Origin of the sequence: Acidisphaera sp. S103 (assembly GCF_009765975.1) — a bacterium.
Taxonomy (GTDB): Bacteria; Pseudomonadota; Alphaproteobacteria; order Acetobacterales; family Acetobacteraceae; genus Rhodopila.
In genome coordinates, this window is the sequence record NZ_LMUJ01000063.1 from 25,633 (window position 1) to 47,472 (window position 21,840).

At 61.7% G+C, this 21,840-nt stretch carries 16 protein-coding genes and 1 pseudogene; 9 read left to right on the forward strand and 8 right to left on the reverse strand.

What is annotated here, in order from left to right; all coding sequences use genetic code 11:
• Positions 1-28 precede the first annotated feature (28 nt).
• Together GSQ89_RS20895 and GSQ89_RS20900 are read left to right on the forward strand one after the other, a co-directional pair.
• On the forward strand, positions 29-583 hold the full coding sequence (locus GSQ89_RS20895; protein WP_158928815.1) for a hypothetical protein: 555 nt from the start codon (positions 29-31) through the stop codon (positions 581-583).
• Positions 549-914, forward strand: coding sequence for a hypothetical protein (locus tag GSQ89_RS20900; RefSeq protein WP_158928817.1), 366 nt, complete (start codon positions 549-551; stop codon positions 912-914). The genes GSQ89_RS20895 and GSQ89_RS20900 overlap by 35 nt, the downstream gene beginning before the upstream one ends.
• 54 nt (positions 915-968) lie before the next feature.
• Here the strand turns inward: GSQ89_RS20900 and GSQ89_RS20905 are convergent, their stop codons facing one another.
• The 3 genes from GSQ89_RS20905 to GSQ89_RS20915 all read right to left on the reverse strand — a co-directional run bounded on the left by GSQ89_RS20905 (position 969) and on the right by GSQ89_RS20915 (position 5,613).
• Positions 969-3,794, reverse strand: a complete 2,826-nt coding sequence (locus GSQ89_RS20905) for a type I restriction enzyme HsdR N-terminal domain-containing protein (protein ID WP_158928819.1) — start codon at positions 3,792-3,794, stop codon at positions 969-971.
• Between the two features lie 58 nt (positions 3,795-3,852).
• Entirely contained in the window at positions 3,853-4,923 is a 1,071-nt protein-coding gene (locus tag GSQ89_RS20910) for a site-specific DNA-methyltransferase (RefSeq protein WP_158929315.1), read from the reverse strand.
• Between the two features lie 69 nt (positions 4,924-4,992).
• Positions 4,993-5,613: a ribonuclease HII gene (locus tag GSQ89_RS20915; RefSeq protein WP_158928821.1), complete on the reverse strand. Its 621-nt coding sequence runs from the start codon at positions 5,611-5,613 to the stop codon at positions 4,993-4,995.
• A gap of 96 nt (positions 5,614-5,709) precedes the next feature.
• Between GSQ89_RS20915 and GSQ89_RS20920 the strand changes: the two genes are divergently transcribed.
• Both GSQ89_RS20920 and gmk read left to right on the forward strand, forming a co-directional pair.
• Entirely contained in the window at positions 5,710-6,597 is an 888-nt protein-coding gene (locus GSQ89_RS20920; protein ID WP_254073300.1) for a YicC/YloC family endoribonuclease, read from the forward strand.
• Positions 6,594-7,223 (forward strand): guanylate kinase, encoded by a 630-nt coding sequence (gene gmk, locus GSQ89_RS20925; RefSeq protein WP_158928823.1) that lies wholly within the window; start codon positions 6,594-6,596, stop codon positions 7,221-7,223. The genes GSQ89_RS20920 and gmk overlap by 4 nt, the downstream gene beginning before the upstream one ends.
• A gap of 13 nt (positions 7,224-7,236) precedes the next feature.
• Here the strand turns inward: gmk and GSQ89_RS20930 are convergent, their stop codons facing one another.
• On the reverse strand, positions 7,237-7,614 hold the full coding sequence (locus GSQ89_RS20930) for a cupin domain-containing protein (protein ID WP_158928825.1): 378 nt from the start codon (positions 7,612-7,614) through the stop codon (positions 7,237-7,239).
• Positions 7,615-7,954: 340 nt separating this feature from the next.
• Between GSQ89_RS20930 and GSQ89_RS20935 the strand changes: the two genes are divergently transcribed.
• The gene (locus GSQ89_RS20935; protein ID WP_158928827.1) at positions 7,955-9,262 is read left to right on the forward strand and encodes an amidohydrolase family protein; all 1,308 of its coding nucleotides are present in this window, start codon (positions 7,955-7,957) and stop codon (positions 9,260-9,262) included.
• A gap of 643 nt (positions 9,263-9,905) precedes the next feature.
• Positions 9,906-11,126: a group II intron reverse transcriptase/maturase gene (gene ltrA, locus GSQ89_RS20940; RefSeq protein ID WP_216856304.1), complete on the forward strand. Its 1,221-nt coding sequence runs from the start codon at positions 9,906-9,908 to the stop codon at positions 11,124-11,126.
• Positions 11,127-11,331: 205 nt separating this feature from the next.
• Here the strand turns inward: ltrA and GSQ89_RS20945 are convergent, their stop codons facing one another.
• On the reverse strand, positions 11,332-14,202 hold the full coding sequence (locus tag GSQ89_RS20945; RefSeq protein ID WP_158928832.1) for an NF038122 family metalloprotease: 2,871 nt from the start codon (positions 14,200-14,202) through the stop codon (positions 11,332-11,334).
• A 411-nt stretch (positions 14,203-14,613) separates the two neighbouring features.
• Positions 14,614-16,038 carry a mannose-1-phosphate guanylyltransferase/mannose-6-phosphate isomerase gene (locus tag GSQ89_RS20950; protein ID WP_158928834.1) on the reverse strand — a complete coding sequence of 475 codons (1,425 nt, stop codon included), beginning with the start codon at positions 16,036-16,038 and terminating at the stop codon, positions 14,614-14,616.
• Positions 16,039-16,176: 138 nt separating this feature from the next.
• Between GSQ89_RS20950 and GSQ89_RS20955 the strand changes: the two are divergent.
• From GSQ89_RS20955 to GSQ89_RS20965, 3 genes and pseudogenes are all read left to right on the forward strand, one after another.
• Positions 16,177-16,350, forward strand: a pseudogene (locus GSQ89_RS20955) (Rdx family protein); the annotation flags it as partial.
• A 367-nt stretch (positions 16,351-16,717) separates the two neighbouring features.
• Positions 16,718-18,826: a sodium-translocating pyrophosphatase gene (locus GSQ89_RS20960; RefSeq protein WP_158928837.1), complete on the forward strand. Its 2,109-nt coding sequence runs from the start codon at positions 16,718-16,720 to the stop codon at positions 18,824-18,826.
• 196 nt (positions 18,827-19,022) lie between these two features.
• The gene (locus GSQ89_RS20965) at positions 19,023-19,928 is read left to right on the forward strand and encodes a hypothetical protein (RefSeq protein ID WP_158928839.1); all 906 of its coding nucleotides are present in this window, start codon (positions 19,023-19,025) and stop codon (positions 19,926-19,928) included.
• Positions 19,929-20,110: 182 nt separating this feature from the next.
• Here GSQ89_RS20965 and GSQ89_RS20970 read toward each other — a convergent pair whose 3' ends face one another.
• Together GSQ89_RS20970 and GSQ89_RS20975 are read right to left on the reverse strand one after the other, a co-directional pair.
• Positions 20,111-20,569 carry a nuclear transport factor 2 family protein gene (locus GSQ89_RS20970; RefSeq protein ID WP_158928841.1) on the reverse strand — a complete coding sequence of 153 codons (459 nt, stop codon included), beginning with the start codon at positions 20,567-20,569 and terminating at the stop codon, positions 20,111-20,113.
• Positions 20,566-21,786 (reverse strand): Rieske 2Fe-2S domain-containing protein, encoded by a 1,221-nt coding sequence (locus GSQ89_RS20975; protein WP_158928843.1) that lies wholly within the window; start codon positions 21,784-21,786, stop codon positions 20,566-20,568. The genes GSQ89_RS20970 and GSQ89_RS20975 overlap by 4 nt, the downstream gene beginning before the upstream one ends.
• Positions 21,787-21,840 lie beyond the last annotated feature (54 nt).

The window sequence follows — 21,840 nt, forward strand, 5'->3', positions numbered from 1 at the left end:
GAATCCGGATGCGGGTCCGGATTTGTTGTTGCACTGCATTCGTCATGGGGAGCAATTGGGGCGCCGGCCGCACCCGGTGTTCGATCCGGCGTGGTACCGGTCGGTTTATGATGTGCCGGCCGAATGGATTGCGTTGGGGCATTATCTGGCCAATCGTGGGTCCGGGCTAGTCGTTCCGAATGCGGGGTTGTTTGCGGTGCCGTGGATGGTGCCTTATCGAGACGATCCGGCGATTGGCGTCGATCCGGTGGCGCATTATCTCGATGATGTTGCGGCGGATGGGTTGGAGGCGTTTCCTGATCCGGGTGTGGTTCGGGGGTCTGGGCTGGTGGATGAGAATTTCTATTTGATCCATGGGACGGATGTGCTTCAGGCCAACCTCGATCCTTCGGATCATTATTGCCGTTATGGCTGGCGGGAGAATCGGCGCCCGAATATCTATTTCGACCCCGATTGGTATTTGTTGACCAACCCGGAGGTTGCCCGGTTGGGGGTCAATCCGCTGGTGCACTATATTCTGGTTGGGGAGCCGGGGGGGGCGGCGACCGGTGGCGTATTTCGATCCTGGTTGGTACCGGAATGAATACCGGGTTTCGGATGGGCAGTCGGCGCTGGGGCATTATCTGGTGAACCGGCGGACGCAGATGTTCAGCCCGACGCCGCTGTTCGATGTGCGGCGGTATGTCTCGGTGGCGAGCGGCGGGTTGGGGCGGAATGGCGATCCGTTCGCGCATTATCTGCTGGCGGGGATGGCTCGGGATATCGATCCGTCGGATGGGTTCGATGCGGGGAGGTATCGACGGGCGCATCTGGGGCGACCGAGCCGGGGGTTTGTGGAGATGATGCGGCCGGAGGAGGATAATCCGTTGGTGCATTATTTGAGGGTTGGGTATGGGGTAGATAAAGTCGGGTGAGCATTTGTACTGGTCAAGATATAGTTTTTTCGCAACGACCCACGATCAGACAGTCTAAAATGCTCCGTCGCCACCCGGCAGGGAATCAAATATGTCTCGAAGTTCAGCCATAAGCAAGCTACGAACCTGGTGCGTAACGGGCGTCCCGCCGTCGAAATACCCGCCGTCCCATTGGTAACCGTTATAGGAGGAGAGTGGCGTGAAGCCTCCGTTGCGACGGATGATCGAATTCGGTCGATTTAGCTTTGCCAACGCATTACGCGTCTCATCCGGACCTGGAAAAGGTTCATAGTCATCTGAGAAAATGACGTCCGCGCCAGCTTCATCCCAAGATTCGACCGGGAGCCAACGAAAAACAACGGCATAACGGTTTTTAGTTTGGTCACTTTTTACAACGGTCAGCTTCCAGCGAATCGGCAGTGCGGTGAAAAAACCTATCCGGTCGAGTAAGCCCGGGAAGGTCGTCCGGACTATCTCCGCATATATCATTTGCACACGCCGATATTCTTCATCCAACACGCGTCGGATGACCTCTTCATCCTGTATCATCACACCCTCGTCCCAGCCGACACGCAGCCACCACGGGTCTAGTGCGATTTGATCGGCCGCACGCAACGCAGCAATATCATCGAGAAGCGACTGTATTGAAAACCGCTCACTCCCGAAAAATGGGCCGTCTTCTACCCATACCCCGATCTGTGGTTTAAGAAATGCTTCAAGTCTGTCGAAATTTTCATGAACACCCACATCCGCGGCAAATTTCCTTGCCAGATAGCGCACTCGTCCAATTAGGCGTTCGGCAGCCCAGAGAGAGCCGCCCTTAAGTTGTAGATTTTTTACACTGTCGAATACCGCCTCCTTAAGAAAGGTCATTCCTAAAAGCCGCGCACTGTCAATCCGGTAACGCGCCAAATTGAGATCTACGGCCCGTAGGATGCCCGGAAAAGTCGGTGCAGCAACGTTGACACGAGGCTCTCCGGGATCTCGTCCGTGAATCTTATAACTGAGAATGCCAGGATGGGTCTTGGCCCGGCCGGTAATGGCCAGCATCTTTTTCTCGCTGCGAGTAATGTTGTCAACGACGGCTTCTCGCAGCTGTGGAAAAAAACCGATGAGCGGCTCTTCAATTCCTCCGATCAACTCCTGCAGGTATTTTTCAGACAACTCATCAGCACTTGAACGCTCCAACTCGTTCGAGACGTCAAACCGATAACGCAAGGCATCGAAATATATGCTCAAGTTCGATTTGGATAGACGCCGCCATAAAGCGGACTGGAGTCGATAAGTGCGAAGCTGCGCCATGAGCAAGACCGGGAAAAACGAGTCGTCCGGCATCGATAGGTTTGGCAGGTAAGAAAGGAACACATCTTCTTCCATTGCCGACACCGCCTTGGCACGTAGGTAGTCGGCAAGTGCTTCGTGTTGGATTTCAAGAGATGGACCGCTAGCACGAATCGCATCGCAACCAATCAGTTCATCGAGGGTTGTCGAGGGAATATCGAACCTCTTCAATGCAGCGATCGCCTTAAAGGCCTCTATAGGGGAATCATTGGTTGCCTGGGAAATTAGCGTTAACGCCTTCTCACGCTGCACCGTCGCAACGTAGTCATGCGGTTCGGTCTCAAGAAGCTTCTCAAGCCACGACCGGAATAGTACCTCAATCTTCTTCGGAAAATCCCTCTCTCGTTTCCAATATTCTAGCGTTAACCTCAATAGAAGGGGATTTGTACAAAGCGTACGCAAAGAGGTTGACATCATATTGGTGATGGAAAAAGACGGGTTACCGTTCAGTACGAGCCGTTCAAATTCGCGAATTTGTACGTCAGAGAGTGGTTCCAAATCTAACAATGGTGGGGAAATTTCCCACTTTGGGGCGGACCGCGAAAAAACAAATAGCTGCACAAGTTGATAGTCACGAATCAGGTTCGTGAATTCCGTGACTATCTTCGTCCGGAACGACGCTGTCGTTCGATCGAATCCATCACAAAAAATTGTTGCACCGACATCCTTCAACGTCGTTGCGAGGAATGCCGGCGTCACTCCCGGACAGTGCGGTGATATCCTTTGATGTATAAACTCTAGAATAGATACCTGTGTTTGCTCGAGGTCAGGCAACGGAACATCAATCGGCAGGCGCTGGGGGTTCCCTCTCCGGCGCCCCTCGATTGCCTGACGAAAAAGGCAACGAGACAATGTAGTTTTGCCATATCCTGAGGGCGCAAGGACGACAGCACCAGCTTGATACTCAACAAGTAGACGGTCCATCTTGATGCTTAGTGGTTGCTCCGCATCCGCCTTGCGTCGCAATGTCCGACTAATTGAGAATTCGTACATCGCTGAACGTTGGAGTTCGGCTGTTTCATACCTACTATAATCCCCCGATGTTTCCAGTATCGTTTTGATATTAAACTGCTTGCAGTAATCAGAGATTGCCGCTTTACCGAGAAGCCGCTCAACCTTTCCGCGCTCGGCCGCCATTGATGCCACTGAAATCGCCAGGACGCGCTCACTTTCCCTCGTCGCCTGCAACTGCCAAACTTCGAGATGTTCCCCGTTCGTCAACAGAAGAAGAGGCGCACTCACGTTGTTGGCATAGGATTCTCCTTGTGCCTTACCGTTTTTGAGTACCTTGCCCGGCGCTTTTGCCTCCACGACGAGCAGCGATGTATCGCGATCTTGCGATGACCCAGAGAAACAAACGAAGTCCGCTGCTGGCCTACGTCCTCGCCGACCTTCCCGGAAGGTAACCGGATACTCGGACCGTATATCTCTACGCTCATAGCCGAGGGCAAGTAGTAGCGGAATGACGACACGAAGCTTTACATCGTCTTCACTCTTCAGTTCGTCTATCGTCGGTATGTCGTTCCAGAAATCGGTCATATGAAAGAGAAATCCAAATTGTGTTCATAGGCAATCACGCGTCTTGCCTGCCCACCCCTCACCCCACCGGCTGCGCAGTGCGCAGCACGTCCAGCGGCACCAGATCCCCATTCCGTTCGAAGTGCCAGAACGTCCAGCCATTGCAGCTCGGGGCGTTCTGCAACAGCGCCCCGACCTTGTGGATGGACCCGCGGATGTCGCCGGCACTCAGCGATCCGTCCGGCCCGACCATCGCGCTGACTCGGCGTTGGCGGTCGAACACGGTGGTGCCGGGCGCGATCAGGCCTTGCTCCACCAGGCTGCCGAAGGGGATGCGCGGGATGTCGCGCTTGGTGGGCTGCGACGTGGCGCCCTCGACCGAGGTCGCCTTGGTCCGCAACAAACGGACCATCGCGGCTTCGACATAGGCGGGGTGGCGTTCGATGCCGATCCAATGCCGGCGCAGGCGTTTGGCCACCACCGGCGTGGTGCCGGTGCCGGTGAACGGGTCCAGAACGATGTCGTCCTGGTTGGTGCTGGCCAGCAGCACGCGATGCAGCAGCGCCTCGGGTTTTTGGGTGGGGTGCAGTTTCAGCCCGTGCTCATTCTGCAAGCGTTCCTGACCGGTACACAGCGGGATGAACCAGTCGCTGCGCATCTGGATGTCGTCGTTCAGCGACTTCATCGCCTGATAGTTGAAGCGATAGCGCGAGTCCCGACCGCGCGCCGCCCAGATCAGCGTCTCATGCGCGTTGGTGAAGCGGCGGCCGCGGAAGTTCGGCATGGGGTTGGATTTGCGCCAGATCACGTCGTTCAGGATCCAAAACCCCAGATCCTGCAGGATCGCGCCAATCCGGAAGATGTTGTGGTAGGCGCCGATCACCCACAGCGTGCCGTCCTTGCGCAGCAGGCGGTGGCACTCGGCCAACCAGTCGCGGGTGAAGGCGTCATAGGACGCGAAGTCGGAGAATTTGTCCCAGTCGTCATCCACGCCGTCCACAAGGCTGTCGTCGGGGCGCCGCAGTTCGCCCCGCAGTTGCAGGTTGTACGGCGGATCGGCGAACACGCAGTCGATCGAGGCGGACGGCAGCATCCGCATCAACGGCACGCAGTCGCCGCGTAAAATCTGGTCTAAGGGCAACTCGAGCATGCGGTCCAAGACCTGATTCCAACCTTATCAATGTCCTTGCCGTATCGTGACGGGCGCGCCGAAGCCGGGTCAATCCGCAATCGTCAGTTCCAGCCGCAGTTGCGCCACGGTGCCGAAGGCCGCTCGGTGGTGGTGGGTCGCGCCCAGGCGGCGCAGGGCGTCGCGGTGCAGGGCGGTGGCGTAGCCGGCGTTGGCGTGCCAGCCGTAGCCGGGGAAGCGGGCGGCCAGGCGGGTCATCGCGGTGTCGCGGACGACCTTGGCGACGATCGACGCGGCGGCGATCGATAGGCACAGCGCGTCGCCGCCCACCACGCAGCGGATCGGGCAGCCGAGTTTGGGGGGATAGTTGCCGTCCACCAGCGCCAGGTCGGGTGCGATCCGCAGGCGGGACACGGCTCGGCGCATCGCCAGCATGGATGCGTGCAGGATGTTCAGCTTCAGGATCTCGGTGACGGACGCGGCGCCGATGCCGATTTCGGCGGTGGAGGCACGCAGGGCGAGGAACGCGGCCAGGCGCTGTTCAGCGGTCAGTTTCTTGGAATCGTCCAGCAGCGCCGCCAGGCCGGACGCGGTGTCGGCGGGCAGGATGACGGCGGCCGCAACAACGGGGCCGGCGAGGGGACCTCGGCCAGCTTCGTCCACCCCGGCGACGCGCCCTCCGGCGGCCAGTTCCATGGTCAGGTCGGGCATTAGCCTGACGTAGCAGGGGCGGCCCGAGTCGCGGAAGCGGTCGGTGTAGGGTGTGGCGGCTTCGCAACCGGCGCGACCGCTGTTAGAAGCGCCGGCATGAGCGCCATTGCCTCCATGACCGGATTTGCCCGCACTGAGGGCAGCGTCGATACCATCGCCTGGGCGTGGGAGTTGCGCAGCGTTAACGGCCGCACGCTGGAACTGCGGTTTCGGCTGCCGAACGGGTGGGACAGCCTGGAAGCCGGGTGGCGGGACCTGGCCGGCAAGGCGCTGAAGCGCGGCAATGTCAGCGCCAACCTGACGATCAAGCGGCAGTCGGAGACTCGGCTGGAGTTGGACCCGACGGCACTGGAGCAGGTGCTGACGATTGCCACCGACCTGCATCGACGGATTCCCGGCAGTCCGCCGCCGTCAGCCGAGGCGCTGTTGTCGCTGCCCGGCGTGCTGCGGCAGGCGCAGGCGGATCAGCAGGAGGAAAAGGCGGCGGCCGCCGTGGATGTGCAGGCGGGGTTTGTGGCCGCGCTGGCCGACCTGGTGACGTCCCGGCAGGCGGAAGGTGATCGGCTGGCGGCGGTGCTGAACCGGCAGTTGGCGGAGATTGCGTCGTTGTGTGCGACCGCCGCCGAACAAGCCGCGGGACAGCCGGCGGCGCAGCGAGCCCGGATGTTGGAGAATTTGCAGACGCTGTTGCGGGAGACTCCGAATCTGCCGGAGGAACGAGTGGCTCAGGAAGTCGCCATCCTGGCCAGCCGGTCGGATGTGCGGGAGGAGTTGGACCGGCTGACCAGCCACATCGCCGCGGCGCACGACCTAATGGGCGAAGCGGTGAATATCGGACGCAAGCTGGATTTCCTGATCCAGGAATTCAATCGCGAGGCGAACACCCTGTGCAGCAAGTCGGCGACGCCGGCGCTGACCTCGACCGGGCTGAAGCTGAAGGCCGCGATCGAGCAGTTGCGCGAGCAGGTGCAGAACATCGAATGATCGAAATCGCACGCCGCGGGGTCTGCCTGGTTCTGTCGGCACCGTCGGGGGCCGGCAAGACGGCGATCGCGGATGCGCTGCTGGCGAGCGAACCGCTGCTGGAACGGTCGATCAGCGTGACCACGCGGGAGCGGCGGCCGCAGGAAGTCGATGGTGTTCATTATCATTTTCTGACCGAGGACGGATTTCAGCAGGCTTTGCGTGACGATTCGCTGCTGGAATGGGCTCGCGTTTTACAGGGCACGCATGCTTATGGAACGCCGCGGGCGCCGGTGGAGACAGCGTTGGCCGCGGGGCGTGACGTGGTGTTCGACATCGACTGGCAGGGGCATCAGCAGTTGCGGGCGAAATTGCCGGCGGATGTTGTGAGCGTGTTCGTTCTGCCTCCGGATTTGGCGGCGCTACGGTCCCGGCTGGTAGGCCGAGCGGGGGATCATGGCGCGGAGATCGATCGGCGGATGCGGGTGGCGACTGAGGAAATCCGCCATTGGGTGGAATTCGACCACGTGGTGGTGAACGAAGACCTGGCGGTGGCGACCGAGGTGGTGCGTTCGGTGCTGCATGGCGCAAGAAGCGCGAGCCGGCGGCTGACCGGGCTGCCGGCGTTTGTCGCGGGGTTGCGGTAGGCGCTCGTTGGGTTTAGCCCCAGACGGCCTTGCCACTCGCCAGGGTGATGGTGATGTGGCCCATCGTGGTATTGGCTTTGGCGCCGTGCCAGTGGCGTTCTCCCGCTTTGACGTGGGCGACGTCACCGACCTTGATCTCTTGTCGTTCGGTTTCCGTTGCGACCCAGCCGCTGCCAGAGGTGACGATCAGGATCTGGTCGCAATCGTGAACGTGCCAGCCGGTGTTGCAGCCCTCGCTAAAATTCACGATACTGCAATTGAAGTTTTCGGACTGCCCCGGCTCGATGATGGTCTGGCGGGTGCGATGCACGGGGCCGGAATATCCGTCCGTGGGTTCGGCCGCACCAGGTGCGGGAAGTACGGGGATGTCCTTTAACGTGACGACTTTCATTTCGATTTCTCCCTTGTCTTGATTAAGGCGTCGGAACTGTCCCGCTGCTGGGCCGAACCGTCAACTGGCCTTTGCCATCTTGGACGTGAATGACGGCGGCGTTGACACGGGTGGCGGTTGGTGCTGCGCTTCGTGAAGTCTACTGGACATCAAGATCACAGTAAAACGGAGGGAGGCTGCAATGACTGGTCACGCGCAACAGACGCCCGCACAGATTCGTGCGAGCCTAGGTCATCCGGTGATTGACGGTGATGGCCACTGGGTTGAATACGATCCCGTCTTCGCGGAACAAATGCGAAAGGTCGGTGGGGACCTCGCAGCGGATGGTTTTCTTGCAGCAATGAACGCCACGAAGACCGCGCTTGATATGCCGGTGGCGGAGCGTCAGCGGCGCCGGGTCGCGATGCCGGGGTTTTGGACGCGGCAGACCGGTAACACGCTGGACAGAGCAACGGCGATGATGCCGCGGTTGTTTTATGACCGGATGGATGAGTTTGGCACTGATTTTGCGGTCATTTACCCGACCGCCGGTCTGCGGCTGCCGCGAATTAAGGATGACGCGACGCGTCGGGCGGTCATTCATGCTTACAACGTTGTTTCTGCTGATTATTTCGCAAAACTCTCGGACCGGATGACTCCGGCGGCCATCATTCCGATGCACCATCCGGAGGAAGCGATCGCGGAATTGGAATTCGCGACCAGCCAGCTTGGCACAAAGGCCGCGATGTTCGGCAGCGCCTTCCCGCGGCAGGTGGACTCGGTTAAGCAGGACCCCGAGGCCGACCGGTTTGCCGTCTGGTATGAGGTCTTCGGCATCGACAGTCCTTACGATTACGATCCCGTCTGGGCAACATGCCGGAAACTGAAGATCGCGCCGACATTCCACAGCACCGGCAGCAACCAGGCGCTGCGGAACTCGCCAACCAATTTCGTTTACAACCATATCGGTCACTTTGCCGATGCCGGTCACGCCGCTTGCAAAGGCGTTTTCCTGGGCGGCATCACCCGGCGGTTCCCGGAATTGCGCTGGGCGTTCCTTGAAGGGGGCGTGGGCTGGGCGTCTCAACTGTTCGGTGATCTGATCGAGCATTGGGAGCGTCGCAACATCAGGGCGCTGGAGAACATGAAGCCGGATAAGCTCGACCGGGCGAAGCTGATGGGCCTGGTGGAGAAATACGGGTATGAGGACATGCTGTCAGCGCTGAAGACGCGCGGGGGCACGCCCGATCCTGAGGTGCATGGGACCGGGGGGTTGGACGACCTGGATGACTTCTCCCGGTGCAAGTTCACGCGCAAGGAAGACTGGGTGGATCTGTTCAGCACCCCGTTTTACTTCGGCTGTGAGGCCGATGATCGCATGAACGCGATTGCTTTCGGCAAGACGAATCCGTTCGGTGCCAAACTGAATGCGATCTACAGTTCCGATGTCGGGCATTTCGATGTCATCGACATGCGGGACCCGCTGCCGGAGGCGTATGAACTGGTCGAAGACGGTTTCATTACGAACGATAATTTCCGTGACTTCGTGTTCGGGAATTCGGTGCGTTTGTGGGGCACGCAGAATCCAAACTTCTTTGACGGCACCCATGTCGCGAAAGAGGCCAGGGCTTTGTTGGGGCAGACGCCTGTGCGGCAGGCTGCTGAGTAGGGGCATCCATTGTGCAACCGTCATGGCGGGTGAAAGACCGCCATCCATGCCTTTGTTTTTTCAGGTGAAAGGCGTGGATGCCGACCTTCGTCGGCATGAGTGCGTCCGTGAGGGCGCTTTGTCAGCACGGTGCGAGTCCGTGCCTGGGATGGTCGCAATCCCAGAAATCAAAGGTAACTGCGTCGCCGCGAGGCGGGGTGGAGAGCAACCGGAGGTGAACTGATAGTCCGTAGGATGACGAACCTGTTTCGGCGGGATCTCGTGGCGAGCCTGCTCATGTATGGCGAAGCCTGGAACAACCGATGGCGCTGAAGCGACTGATACTCAAAGCGACCGTCGGGCGGATCACGTGGTTGAGGACGGAATGTCGGGACGGCAGAGCGGCGTAAGCGGAGAGACCTGGCGGTCTGGGTGAGACCGTCGGGAGTCAGAGCCTTCATAGTACCGAGGCCGCTGCGAGCGGTGGAAAGGGGCGGGTAGCAAAACCGTTCCGAGGGAAGGGAGGCAGGAAGCTGGATGTGAGAAGTTCGGTATGGAGCAAGAGAATCCCGGAAGTGCCGTCAAGGCTAAGCAAGGGAGAGATGCCACCTGTGGGGAGTCCCACGGCTTGTGGTGGGCGGAAGCATCCATATGGACGGACCGCATGGTGTCGGCGCTGGGTAACGGCGTCAGAGGGGGCAAATGGTTCAGCCTGATCGATAAGGTCATCCGACCGGCGACCCTGGACATCGCGTGGCAGCGTGTCGCGCGGAACAAAGGGGCGGCGGGCGTGGACGGCCAGAGTATCGAGAGGTTCTTCCACCAATCGGAACGGTACTTAGCCGAACTCCAGGCCAGCCTGGTGGACGGCGGCTATCGGCCGAACCCGGTCAAACGGGTGGAGATACCCAAAGGGGATGGCAAGACCCGGCCTCTGGGGATACCGACGGTGAAGGACCGGATTGTGCAAACCGCATTGAAGATGGTCATCGAGCCAATCTTTGAAGTTCAGTTCCGGCCCGGCAGCTTCGGCTTCCGGCCGGGACGAGGCTGCAAGGACGCGCTGCGGGAAGTCGATCGGCTGCTGAAGGAAGGTTACACCCACGTGGTGGACGCCGACCTGAAAAGCTACTTCGACACGATCCCACACGACAGGCTGATGGTGTTGGTGGAGGGTTCGATCAGCGATAGCCGGGTTCTGGCACTGATCGATGGCTTCCTGCAGCAGGAGATCATGTCGGAGATGGCGCACTGGCAGCCGACGACAGGGACGCCCCAAGGGGCGGTGCTGTCGCCACTGCTGGCCAATCTGTATCTGCACCCGCTCGATCGACTCATGGAGCAGGGCGGCTGGCGGATGGTGCGCTATGCCGATGACTTTGTGATCCTGTGTGCATCGGAAGCTGAGGCGGCGGCGGCACTGCGTCAGGTAACGGCGTGGGTGCATGCCAATGGCCTGACCCTTCATCCCGACAAGACACGGATCGGCGACTGCCTGCAACCGGGCCAGGGGTTCGAGTTCCTTGGCTACCGGTTCGAGGCGGGTCAGCGGTTCGTGCGCGACAGGAGCCTGATGGCGTTCAAGGACAAGGTGAGGGCGAAGACGGGTCGCAGCCGGGGGGATAGCCTGGGGCGGATCGTTGCGGATCTCAACCCGCTGATGCGGGGGTGGTTTGGCTACTTCAAACACGCCAGACCATACGTGTTCCGAATACTCGATGGCTTCGTTCGGCGGCGGCTACGCGCTGTCCTGCGCAAGCAGGATCGGCGACCGTCGATGGGGCGCAGCAAAGCGGACCACATGCAGTGGACCAATGCCTTCTTCGCGGGTCAGGGGCTGTTCACCCTGGTTACAGCCTGTGAAGACGCGAGACACCCCCGATGAGGAAACCAGCGACTGGAGAGCCGTGTGCGGGAAAACCGCACGCACGGTTCGGAGGGCGGGGAGGAAACTTCCCGACCCCTATCGATGAGAGGCCGGCGGCGTTCGCCGGACAATTCGCTTATTCCCCGGCGAGCCCTAAATAATCGGGATCAAAGGGGCCGTGCCCCTTTGCGGGTCCGGGCAGAGCCCGGCCCTCCTCCACCCCCTACGTGATCGTCGCGGTGCTACCCGAGAGGGTCAGATGGCCGGACAGCAGGTTGGCGGCCGTATCGGCGGTTGGCATGCCCACCAGAACGATGCCGTTGGTCAGATCGTTGCTGCCGGCCAGGGCGATGGCATGCACGCCGTTGACGGTGGTGTTGAAAGCCTCCAGCGAGCCCGACAGGTCGCTCAGACTAAGAGTCAGTTTGTCGGTGCCGTAGGTGAAGCCGGCGATTTCCTCGATGCCGGCGGCCGGCGGGATGGCGGCGGAGGCGGTCGTGGTCCCGCTGCCCATGGTCACGACCAGCGGCGATCCGATGAAAGTCAGGCTGGTGGCGTTCAAGCCGCTGGCGACGCTGGCGGGGATGACCCCGGCGCTCGATGGTGCGTTGGCGGCGATCCCGTAACCCAGCGCATTCAGTTCGGTGACGTCGGTCGCGGTGAACAGGTTCTCCGTGCCGGTGGGTATGACCGCGGCCACCGCGTCGTCGCCGGCGCTGGCGGCCCAGTCGCCGTAGTCCAGTGACGTCGCGAAATTGTCGAGGTTCGTGGTGCCCCCGTTAACAGAGAAGTAGGTGGGCGACGCGCCGGGCACGCCGATCGTGCCGGGTGACGAATAGCGATACAGATCCAGGGACGTCGAGATACCCAGCGTGGAGACACGGCCCAGGGCGTGGCCGATTTCGGCTTCGGCGACGCCGATGAAATCGACCTCACCCAGAACGGCGGGGCCGGTCGGGCTGTAGTTGAACATCCGTCCGGTAGGATCCAGCGCGAACCCGATGGCGGCATCGGTCTCGGTGCCGTAGGCCGCCGTCGCGCCGACCGCCTTGGCGTCCCCGCCTTCCACCCACACCGACGTGGGTTCGCCCGGCGAAGACAGGCTGGCCAGGGCTGATTGAACGGTTGATGTGCCGGGGAGTTTGGACAGGTCGGTCTTGAACTGCGCGGTGGTGATGTAGTCGCTGTTCAGTATCTGCGTGTCGCCCAGCACGCCGGCGGGCAACGCCTTGCCATCGTACTCGCCGTAACCGACGTCGATGTTGACGGTGATCGGATTGGTGATCAGGGCGTCGAAATAGGCTGCGGCGTCTTCCACCGCAGCGACGAAGCCGGCGGGGGCGTTGGCAACGCTGGCATCCCAGATCAGGTTGATCACCGGATGGGTGACGGTGAAGCTGCCGGTCATCAGTTTGATCGCGGCCTGGTCGGCGGTGTACTGCGCCGCGGTCAGCGACAGGTTCTGGCCGGAATCGGTGACCACGATCCCGGTCAACTGGCCGCTGGCGGCAAGGGTTTCCAGCGAACCGATCGAGGTGCCGATATCGGCCAGCGTGTCGCTGACGGTCAGGGTCTTGACGTGGCTGTTGGCGGCGACGGTCGCCGCGGCAGCGGCGGTCACGCCGGTGACGGTCATCGTGTCGCCGGCTGCCAGCGTGGCCAATGCGGCGGCATCGGCGGTATACGCGGCATAGGTGACGGTAATCGACGTGCCCCCGGTCAGGGCGATCGACGACAGCTTGGTATCGTGGCCGAGGCTCGCAATGGCGTTGCCGACATTCGCCGCCGTATCGGCGATAGCGAATGATCCGACATGGGTGTCGGCCTGCAACGAAGCGGCACCGGCCACGGTGGCGGCCGAGACCGTCAGCGTGTCGCCGGCGGCCAGCTTGTCCAATGTCGCGGTGTTGGCGAGATACTGGGTGTCGGTGACGGCCAGCGTGGTGGCCCCGCTCAGCGCGATCGCCGACAATTTGGTGTCGGCCGCCAGGGTGGCGAGGTTGGCGAGCACGTTGGCCGTGGTGTCGGTGACGGTGAAGGCAGTGACCTTGGCGGTGCTCTGCAGCGTTGCGGCGTCGCTGATCGTCGCGCCGGTGATCGTCAGCGATGTGGCCGCCACCAGCAGCCCCAACGCCGCCTTGTAATCGGCGTATTGCGTATAGGTGATCGACAGCGCGGTGCCGTTGCTCACCGCGATGGCGGACAGTTTGGTCTGGGTGCCGAACGTGGCGAGGCCGGCGGCGATATTGGTCGAGGTATCGCTGATGGAGAACGCGCTGACCTTGGCCGCGGCCTGGATCGTGGGGGCGTTGGCGACCGGGACGACGGATACCACAAGGGTCGCGGGGTCGGCGATCAGGGCCAGGGTTTTCGCGTAGGAGGTGTATTGGGGGTAGGTCACCTGCACCGTGGTGCCGCCGCTGACGGTGATGCCGGTCAGCTTGGTGGCGGTGCCAAGCGCGGTCAGGCCGGCGGTGATGTCCGCCGCCGTATCGGTGACGGTGAACGCGGCGACATGTCCATCGGCCTGCAATTTTCCGGCGGCCGCCGCCGTGGCGGCCGACACTGTCATCGTGTCGCCGGCGGTGAGTTTGTCGAGCGTGGATGCGTAACTCTGATACTGGGCGTACGTGACCGGCAACGAGGTCGCACCGGACAGCGTGATGCCGGACAATTTCGCGGCGGTGGCCAGGGTAGCCAGGCCGGCCAGCACGTTGGCTGTCGTATCGGTGACCGAGAACGACATGACAGCGGTGGCGGCCTGGATCGCGGCGGTATCGGCTTCGGGGACGGCGCTGAGCGTAAAGGTCGTGCCCGCCGGCAGCAGGGCGAGGGCGGTCGTGTCGGTGATGTATTGCGTGTAGCTCAGCGGGATCGGCAGGCCGTTGGTCACGGTGATGCCGGTCAATTTGGTGTCGGCGTTCAACGCGTCGAACGCGGCGCCGATATTGGCCGCGGTGTCGCTGACGGTGAAGGCGATGACCGTTGCACTGGCCTGCAGCGAGGCAGCCTGCGCGGCCGTGCCGACAGATCCGGCCGGCGTCGATGTGGTCGGCTTTGTCGCCTTGGACGTGTTGGGGGCGTTTCTTGCCATCCTGTTATCACTCATGCTGATGCCTGGGCGTTTCGTGGGGCTGGTGACGGGTCAGCGCCTGAGCGCGACGCTATCATGTTTTCGAGAAATTCCATGTCCATCGGAGAGAGTTTTTTAGCGGTCCTGATATACAAAACTGTATGATATAACGAGTTAAATCATATTTCAGTACAATAGTATGATTTTGAGTCATGATATCCATCCGGCGGGATGCGGATAGTGTGCCTAATAAGGTTACAATTTCCTTGCGGATTCGGTATTAAACGTCTCGGTGGTGCCCGGGAACGTCTAACTCCCGTCCCTGGTCCTGCCCGGCGTGCGAGTGCCACCGCTTCCAACACGTGCCGCGCCAAGTGGCTCGGAACGCGCCTGAATACCGGTCACAAAACGCCGGCGCCGCTGGTTGCCTTTTCAGGCCCGGCCGTAGGTGTCTTCCAGGCGGACGATATCGTCCTCGCCCAAATAGGCGCCCGATTGGACCTCGATCAGCGTCAGCGGGATGCGGCCGGGATTTTCCAGCCGGTGGACGCAACCCAGCGGCAGGTAGACGCTCTCATTTTCGCGGACGATCAGGGTTTCAGCGTCACGGGTGACCTTGGCGGTGCCGTTCACCACGACCCAGTGTTCGGCGCGGTGGAAGTGGCTTTGCAGCGACAATTGCCGGCCCGGGGTGACGACGATGCGCTTCACCTGGAAGCGGTCGCCCTGGATCAGGCTCTCGTAATAGCCCCAGGGGCGATAGCTGCGGTTATGCGCCACCGCTTCCGAACGCCCGGCCGCCTTCAGGCGCTCCACGATCTTTTTCACGTCCTGAGCCTGGTTGCGATGCATCGCCAGGACGGCGTCCTCGGTCACCACGACGACCGCATCCTTCAGGCCGACCACGGCGGCGAGCATGCCGTCGCTACGGACGTAGCAGTTCTCGGCGCTTTCCAGCACCACGTCGCCGAGGGCGACATTGCCGTCGGCGTCCTTGATGCCGAGGTCCCACAGAGCGCTCCAGCTTCCGACATCGGACCACCCCAAATCAGCCGGCACCACGGCCGCTCGTGACGTCCGTTCGGCGACGGCATAGTCGATGCTGATCGACGGGCATGCGGTGAACGCCTCGACGCCAAGGCGGATGAAGTCGAGGTCGGCCTTGCGATCGGCGACTGCTTGGCGCACCGCGGGCAGCACGGCGGGGGCGTGGCGTTCCAGTTCCTCCAGCAAGGTGCGGGCGGTAAAGACGAACATGCCGGAGTTCCACAGATGGCGGCCGTCGGCGACGAAGCGTTCCGCCGTCGCGGCATCGGGCTTTTCCAGGAAGCGTGCCACGGCATGGACACCATCGGTATCGGGCAGCGGATCGCCGATCTCGATATACCCATAGCCGGTTTCCGGTGCGGTGGGTTTCATGCCGAAGGTCACGATCCGGCCGGCCCGGGCGGCCTTGGCGGCGGCCTGAAGCGCGGTTTGCAGGGCGGCGTTGTCGGCGATGGAGGCGTCCGCCGCCATCATCCACAGCACGGTGTCGGGATCGTCCTTGGCCACCAGCACGGCGGCGGCTGCAATGGCTGGGGCGCTGTTGCGGCCGACCGGTTCCAGCACGATGCGAGCGTCGGCGATGCCGGCTTCGCGTAACTGTTCAGCGATCAGGAACCGGTGCTCCTGATTGCAGACCACGATCGGCGGCGCAAAACCCGGGTCCACGGCACGCAGCACGGTTTCCTGCATCATCGTCCGGTCCGATACCAGCGGCCAAAGCTGCTTGGGGAAGCTTTCGCGCGACACCGGCCACAGCCGTGTGCCGGAGCCGCCGGAGAGGATAACGGGAACGATACGGTGTTCGGTCATGGACTGGAATCCTGCGATCGTGTCTTTCTTGCCTACACTGCCGGTCGCTGCCAAGCTGTCTAGGCACCAATCTGGTGGAGGAACGTACAAAAGATGCAAATCGAGATCGAATACTGCGGCATGTGAGGCTATGAGCCGCGGGCGATTGCGGCGCGGACCCTGATCCTGAAGACCAACCCGGCCGCCAAGGTGACGCTGCGCAAAAGCGGTGGCGGTGTTTTCGAAATCACCATCGATGCGCGGCTTGCCTTCTCCAAGAAGGCGGTTGGGCGTTTCCCGACGGAGCAGGAGGTGGTTTCGGCCCTGGGCTGAACCACCGGTTTCCCGCCACGGTCGCCGCGGTGCCTGCCGCGTGACGGCGGCCTGACATGGCGGATTGAAAGGTCCGGCGTTTGCCGGACGCTCAGGCCGTGGGCGGATGCCCGCGCTGGTCATCCGCCGGGACGGAACGGCGCGTGTAACTGCGATGCGCGCCTGTTTGGCGCGATTGCCGCGGATCGAGGCGACCGTGGCGTCCAGGCAACGGGCGCAGCCAATCATAGCCCATCATAATAAACAGAAGTTAATCACGGATTTGCCGGATGCGTGTGGTTCTGGCATACGCCGCGGCCACGGCGCCGCCTGTGTCCGGATTCGGCGGTTGCGCCAGAACGAAACAATCGAGGAGGGGACAACCCCAATGAGTGCGGCGCAACTGCTGATCATAGCCTGCGGCCTGGCGGCCTTGGTCTATGGTTTCATCACCAGCCGGCAAGTCCTTGCCGCGGATGCCGGAACGGCCCGCATGCAGGAAATCTCGGCTGCCGTTCAGGAGGGCGCCCGAGCCTACCTGAACCGGCAATACACCACGATCGGGATGGTCGGCGTGGTCATCCTGATTTTCCTCGGCCTGGTCCTGGGGATCCACACGGCGATCGGCTTCGCGATCGGTGCGATACTGTCGGCCGCCGCCGGATTCATCGGCATGAATGTCTCGGTGCGGGCCAACGTACGCACCGCGCAGGCGTCGCGCGCTGGGCTGGCGGCCGGGTTGGATGTCGCGTTCAAGGCGGGTGCGATCACCGGCATGCTGGTGGTCGGGCTGGGTCTGCTGGGCGTCGCCGGCTATTATTTCGTGCTGCGCGGCAGCGTGACCGGCCCGATGAGTGACGACCAGCTTCGCAAGGTGCTGGAGGCGATGGTCGCGCTGGGCTTCGGCGGCTCGCTGATCTCCATCTTCGCCCGCCTGGGCGGCGGTATCTTCACCAAGGGTGCCGACGTCGGCGCCGACCTGGTGGGCAAGGTCGAAGCCGGCATCCCCGAGGATGACCCCCGCAACCCCGCCGTGATCGCCGACAACGTGGGCGACAACGTCGGCGACTGCGCCGGCATGGCGGCGGACTTGTTCGAAACCTATGCGGTGACCATCGTGGCCACCATGCTGCTGGCGGGGATCTTCTTCACCGGCGCGGTTCGCGACGCGATGCTGATGCTGCCGCTCGGTATTTGCGCGATCTGCATCCTGACCTCCGTCGTCGGCACCTATTTCGTCAAGCTGGGCGCCGATAACGGGATCATGTGGGCGCTGTACAAGGGGCTGCTGGTGACTGGCGGGCTGTCCGTTGTCGGCATCGCGGTCATCATCATGGTTACCTGCGGCTTCTCGACGCCGCTGGACATGGTTGGCGGCGCATCGGTGACCGGCTGGGACCTGTTCGTCTGCGCCATCGCCGGGCTGGTCGTCACCGGGCTGATCGTGGTGATCACCGAGTATTACACCTCCACCGAATACCGCCCGGTCAAGTCGATCGCGCAAAGCTCCACGACCGGTCACGGCACCAACGTGATCCAGGGGCTGGCGATCTCCATGGAGGCGACGGCGCTGCCGGTGATCGTGATCAGCATCGGCATCATCTTCACCTACATGGTGGCCGGCCTGTTCGGCATCGCGGTGGCGGCGACGACGATGCTGTCGCTGGCCGGCATGATCGTGGCCTTGGACGCTTATGGTCCGGTCACCGACAACGCCGGCGGCATCGCCGAGATGGCCGACCTGCCTCCGGAAGTCCGTGTCACCACCGACGCCCTGGACGCCGTCGGCAATACCACCAAGGCGGTGACCAAGGGGTACGCGATCGGGTCGGCGGGGCTGGCATCGCTGGTGCTGTTTGCTGCTTACACCCAGGATTTGACGCATTACTTTCCGTCGCTGCACGTGGATTTCGCGTTGCAGAACCCGTTCGTGGTGATCGGGTTGTTTATCGGCGGCATGCTGCCGTACCTGTTCGGTGCGATGGGCATGACGGCGGTGGGTCGTGCGGCCGGATCGGTCGTGGTGGAAGTGCGGCGCCAGTTCCGGGAGATTCCGGGCATCATGGAGGGCACCGCCAAGCCGGAATACGGCAAGGCGGTCGACATGCTGACCAAGGCGGCGATCAAGGAGATGCTGGTGCCGTCACTGCTGCCGATCGGGGCGCCGATCGTGCTGTGGTTCGTGATCGATGTCATCGCCGGGCGTTCTGCGGCGTTCGCCTCGCTGGGGGCGATGCTGCTGGGGACGATCGTGACAGGCCTGTTCGTGGCGATTTCGATGACCTCGGGCGGTGGCGCGTGGGATAACGCGAAGAAGTATATCGAGGAGGGGAATCACGGCGGCAAAGGCTCCGACGCGCACAAGGCGGCAGTGACCGGCGATACCGTGGGTGACCCGTACAAGGACACCGCCGGCCCAGCGGTGAACCCGATGATCAAGATCACCAACATCGTGGCGCTGCTGATGCTGGCGGTGCTGGCGGGGTGGCTGAGGTAAAACGGTTCGATCTTGGTTGAGGAAACGGCCCCGGGGGTGACTTCGGGGCCGTTTCTTTATTTGAAGCACAGTGCCGAAAGCGAGACTGCTTTCCGAGATCGCTCAATGCGTGAGCGTTTGAAATTATCAGCAGATACCTGCACGCTGAGGTTCGTTCATGCTAAGGTTCGTTTCACGCAAGCATGGGGGCATGTAGATGCCAGTCATTGCCTACCAGTCGTTCAACGCTAACTCCAGCAAGAACCACGGCCTCAGCGCGCTCGCGCTGCAGCGTTTCACTAAGGAGGCGAACAAACACGCCACCTCCCACGGCCACCAGGCCCTTGTGCCGCCTTCCGACACAATGGACATCTCAACGCCTATCGAGGGGCCCGCGCAGCTCAAGCCGATCGAGGTCCTCTCCGACAAGCAGCCGGTCTCGGTCTTCGGCACCCAGATCGCGCTGCTGTGGCAGAACTTCTACCGCGTGTTCGGTGCAATGCCCGACATCATGGTCTGCGGCGAGATGGACTCGTCCAATTCGGACTTCTCCAGCGTTGTCACCGACCCCAAAGTCGCCCTTACGCCGCACCCCGCGAAGATGGCGTGCCAGTCTTTCACGGCCGTCAGCCAGTCCACCGTCGCCTCGAAGCTGCTCTTCATCAAATCCGGAGAAGGCTTTGTCCTCTACATGGTCGGCGACCTTATCGTCTGCTTCGTGCATGTCCCGAACAAGATCGCCACCAGCAAGAGTGCCGTCGAGCAGTTCTATTTCGATATCGCCAGCTATGTGAATTCCCACGGGGCCGTCATCCACGTCGTGCTCGGTGACACGAACCAGCCCAGCTTCAACTTCACCACCGCTTGCCTCAACATCGCCTTCAACACCACCGCTTACGTGAACGCCAGCAATAACAGCAGCGTTGAGAAGATCGACAACTGGAACGTGACGGAGAAGGGCACCAACGCCACCGGCACCAAGATGTACGATATCGCCGTCTATCGCTCTGACGTGGTGGAACTGAAGAAAGGGACCGCCTACGTCTCTCAGTCATCCAGCGCGGTCACGATCACCGACCACTGCGGCCTGGGTCTGCACGTGGAACTGAAGAAGACCGTGTGATAACCCTTCGTTTCTAGAGCATGATCGCGCTGGGCGGGACGTCCAGAGCGCGTGAATCATGCGATCAAACAAAGAGCTAGAGCGTTTTCACCCTGCACAGTCAGGGTGAAAACGCTCTAGCAACAGAATTGGCCGTCGATGCCCTTGTCGGCGAGGCGATGCCGCGCCGGCCACCTGCGTTGCTAAAGCGGGATAGCCACCAGCGTATCGAAATGCGACGAATCGCAGATCACGATGCGCTCCACGAAACGAAGCCTGCCCGCATCGTCCTGCAACCGGTCCTGGTACCGCCCCGCGACAAACAAATCCATCCGTCCATCCCGCATTGTTCGCACCACCAGGAACGGCGTCTCCACCGAATCCGGGCCGGTCAGGCGCGGAGTGCCGATGATGTGCCGGTAGGTCTGCCGTTCATAGATGTTGGCCCGGCGCAAAGCCAGAATCCGATCGGTCAACATGGACCGGCTGTCGGCATAGACGATACCGGCTTCGTTGCCATCCCGGATATTGTCGGCGGAGGTGATTTTGTAGAGGCAATCGTCCACGAAGAAACCAGGCCAATCCTCCAGCCGGTCATCGTCGATCGCAGCCGCATAGTCGGCATTTAAAGCCGTAATCCGAAACAACAGATCGCCGTTCATTGGCCCATGATCCGGCGCCACATTTTCCAAAACCCCCGGATCGCCGTTTCCGTCGCCCGAGTTTCCTGGCTTTCCACCCCGTTTCCGCCCATTTCCAGCAGTGAAACGCCGTTCCGGGCCGCCACCGCGCCACGCTCAACAAAATTTCCGATGCAACCATCTTCCATCGAAACGAAACCGGCCGGCCCGGCCAGGTTGAGTTGTTTCAGCCGCCGTCGCCGCAATCGTGGCGTATCGTCGGCATATCCGAGATAGATCCAGTTCAGATTGGTCCTGCCCACGCCGGTCGGCACGAACTGCCGGATCGCCATCACGTTGTAGGTGCGCTGCATCGCGAAGCCGGGGAACACCGACAGAATCTGCTGGCGGACGGTGTCGCCGTGCTCATTTTCCGCGTCCAGCATGCTTGGGTCGGACAGATGCAGCCCGTCATCGACGGAGCGGATGCCGTCATAGGCAGTATCGGTTTCCTGCGTCGGTGCGTGAGTGGTGGACACCGCGCAACCGCCGTTGTCGCTGACATCGATGCCGCCACCCTGGCTGAGCCGGTTGATCCGGAACGTAGCAAAAAACACATGCAACAGGCTGGCATGGTAGGAATCGCGAACGTTCTCGGCGTACAGCTTCCAGTTGTTCGGCAGCACTTCGGTAAAGCGTCCGATTACCTTCAACTCGCGGCTGGCGATGCGGTGCAGGGCGGCGGACACCTCGGGACCGATGAACGTTTCGATGTCAGGCGTGGCATCGGAGAACGTGCCGAACACGAGCCCGGCGATCGTCTCGATCCGAGGCTTCCGCGTCGCATGATCGTCCGGGTTGAAACTTTCGGGCATGCCGCCCTTGCCGTTGACGCCCCGGCTGAAGGCGATCGATTTCAGGTTGCCGCTCAGGTCATAGCGCCAGGCGTGATAGACGCAGGTGAAATCCTTGGCGTGCCCCGCGTTATCCAGGCAGATCAGCGAACCGCGATGCAGGCAGCGGTTCTCGAACGCCGCGATGCCGCCCGCTTCGGTGCGTACGACAACGACCGGCATGCGGCCGATGAACGTGGTGCGCCAATCCCCGGCGTTAGGAATATCGGTTTCGAGGCAGAGATAGTTCCATACCGGCCCCTCGAACAACAACCGCTGTTCCTGGTCCAGCAGGGCAGGGTCCTGGTAATCGCTGAACGGCACCCGGGTAAGGGTCTGCCCGCCGCCGATCGACACTTGATCCATGCGAACCTCCCTTTGTTTGACGAAAGGTTAGCGGATGGCGACCAGCCCGACAAA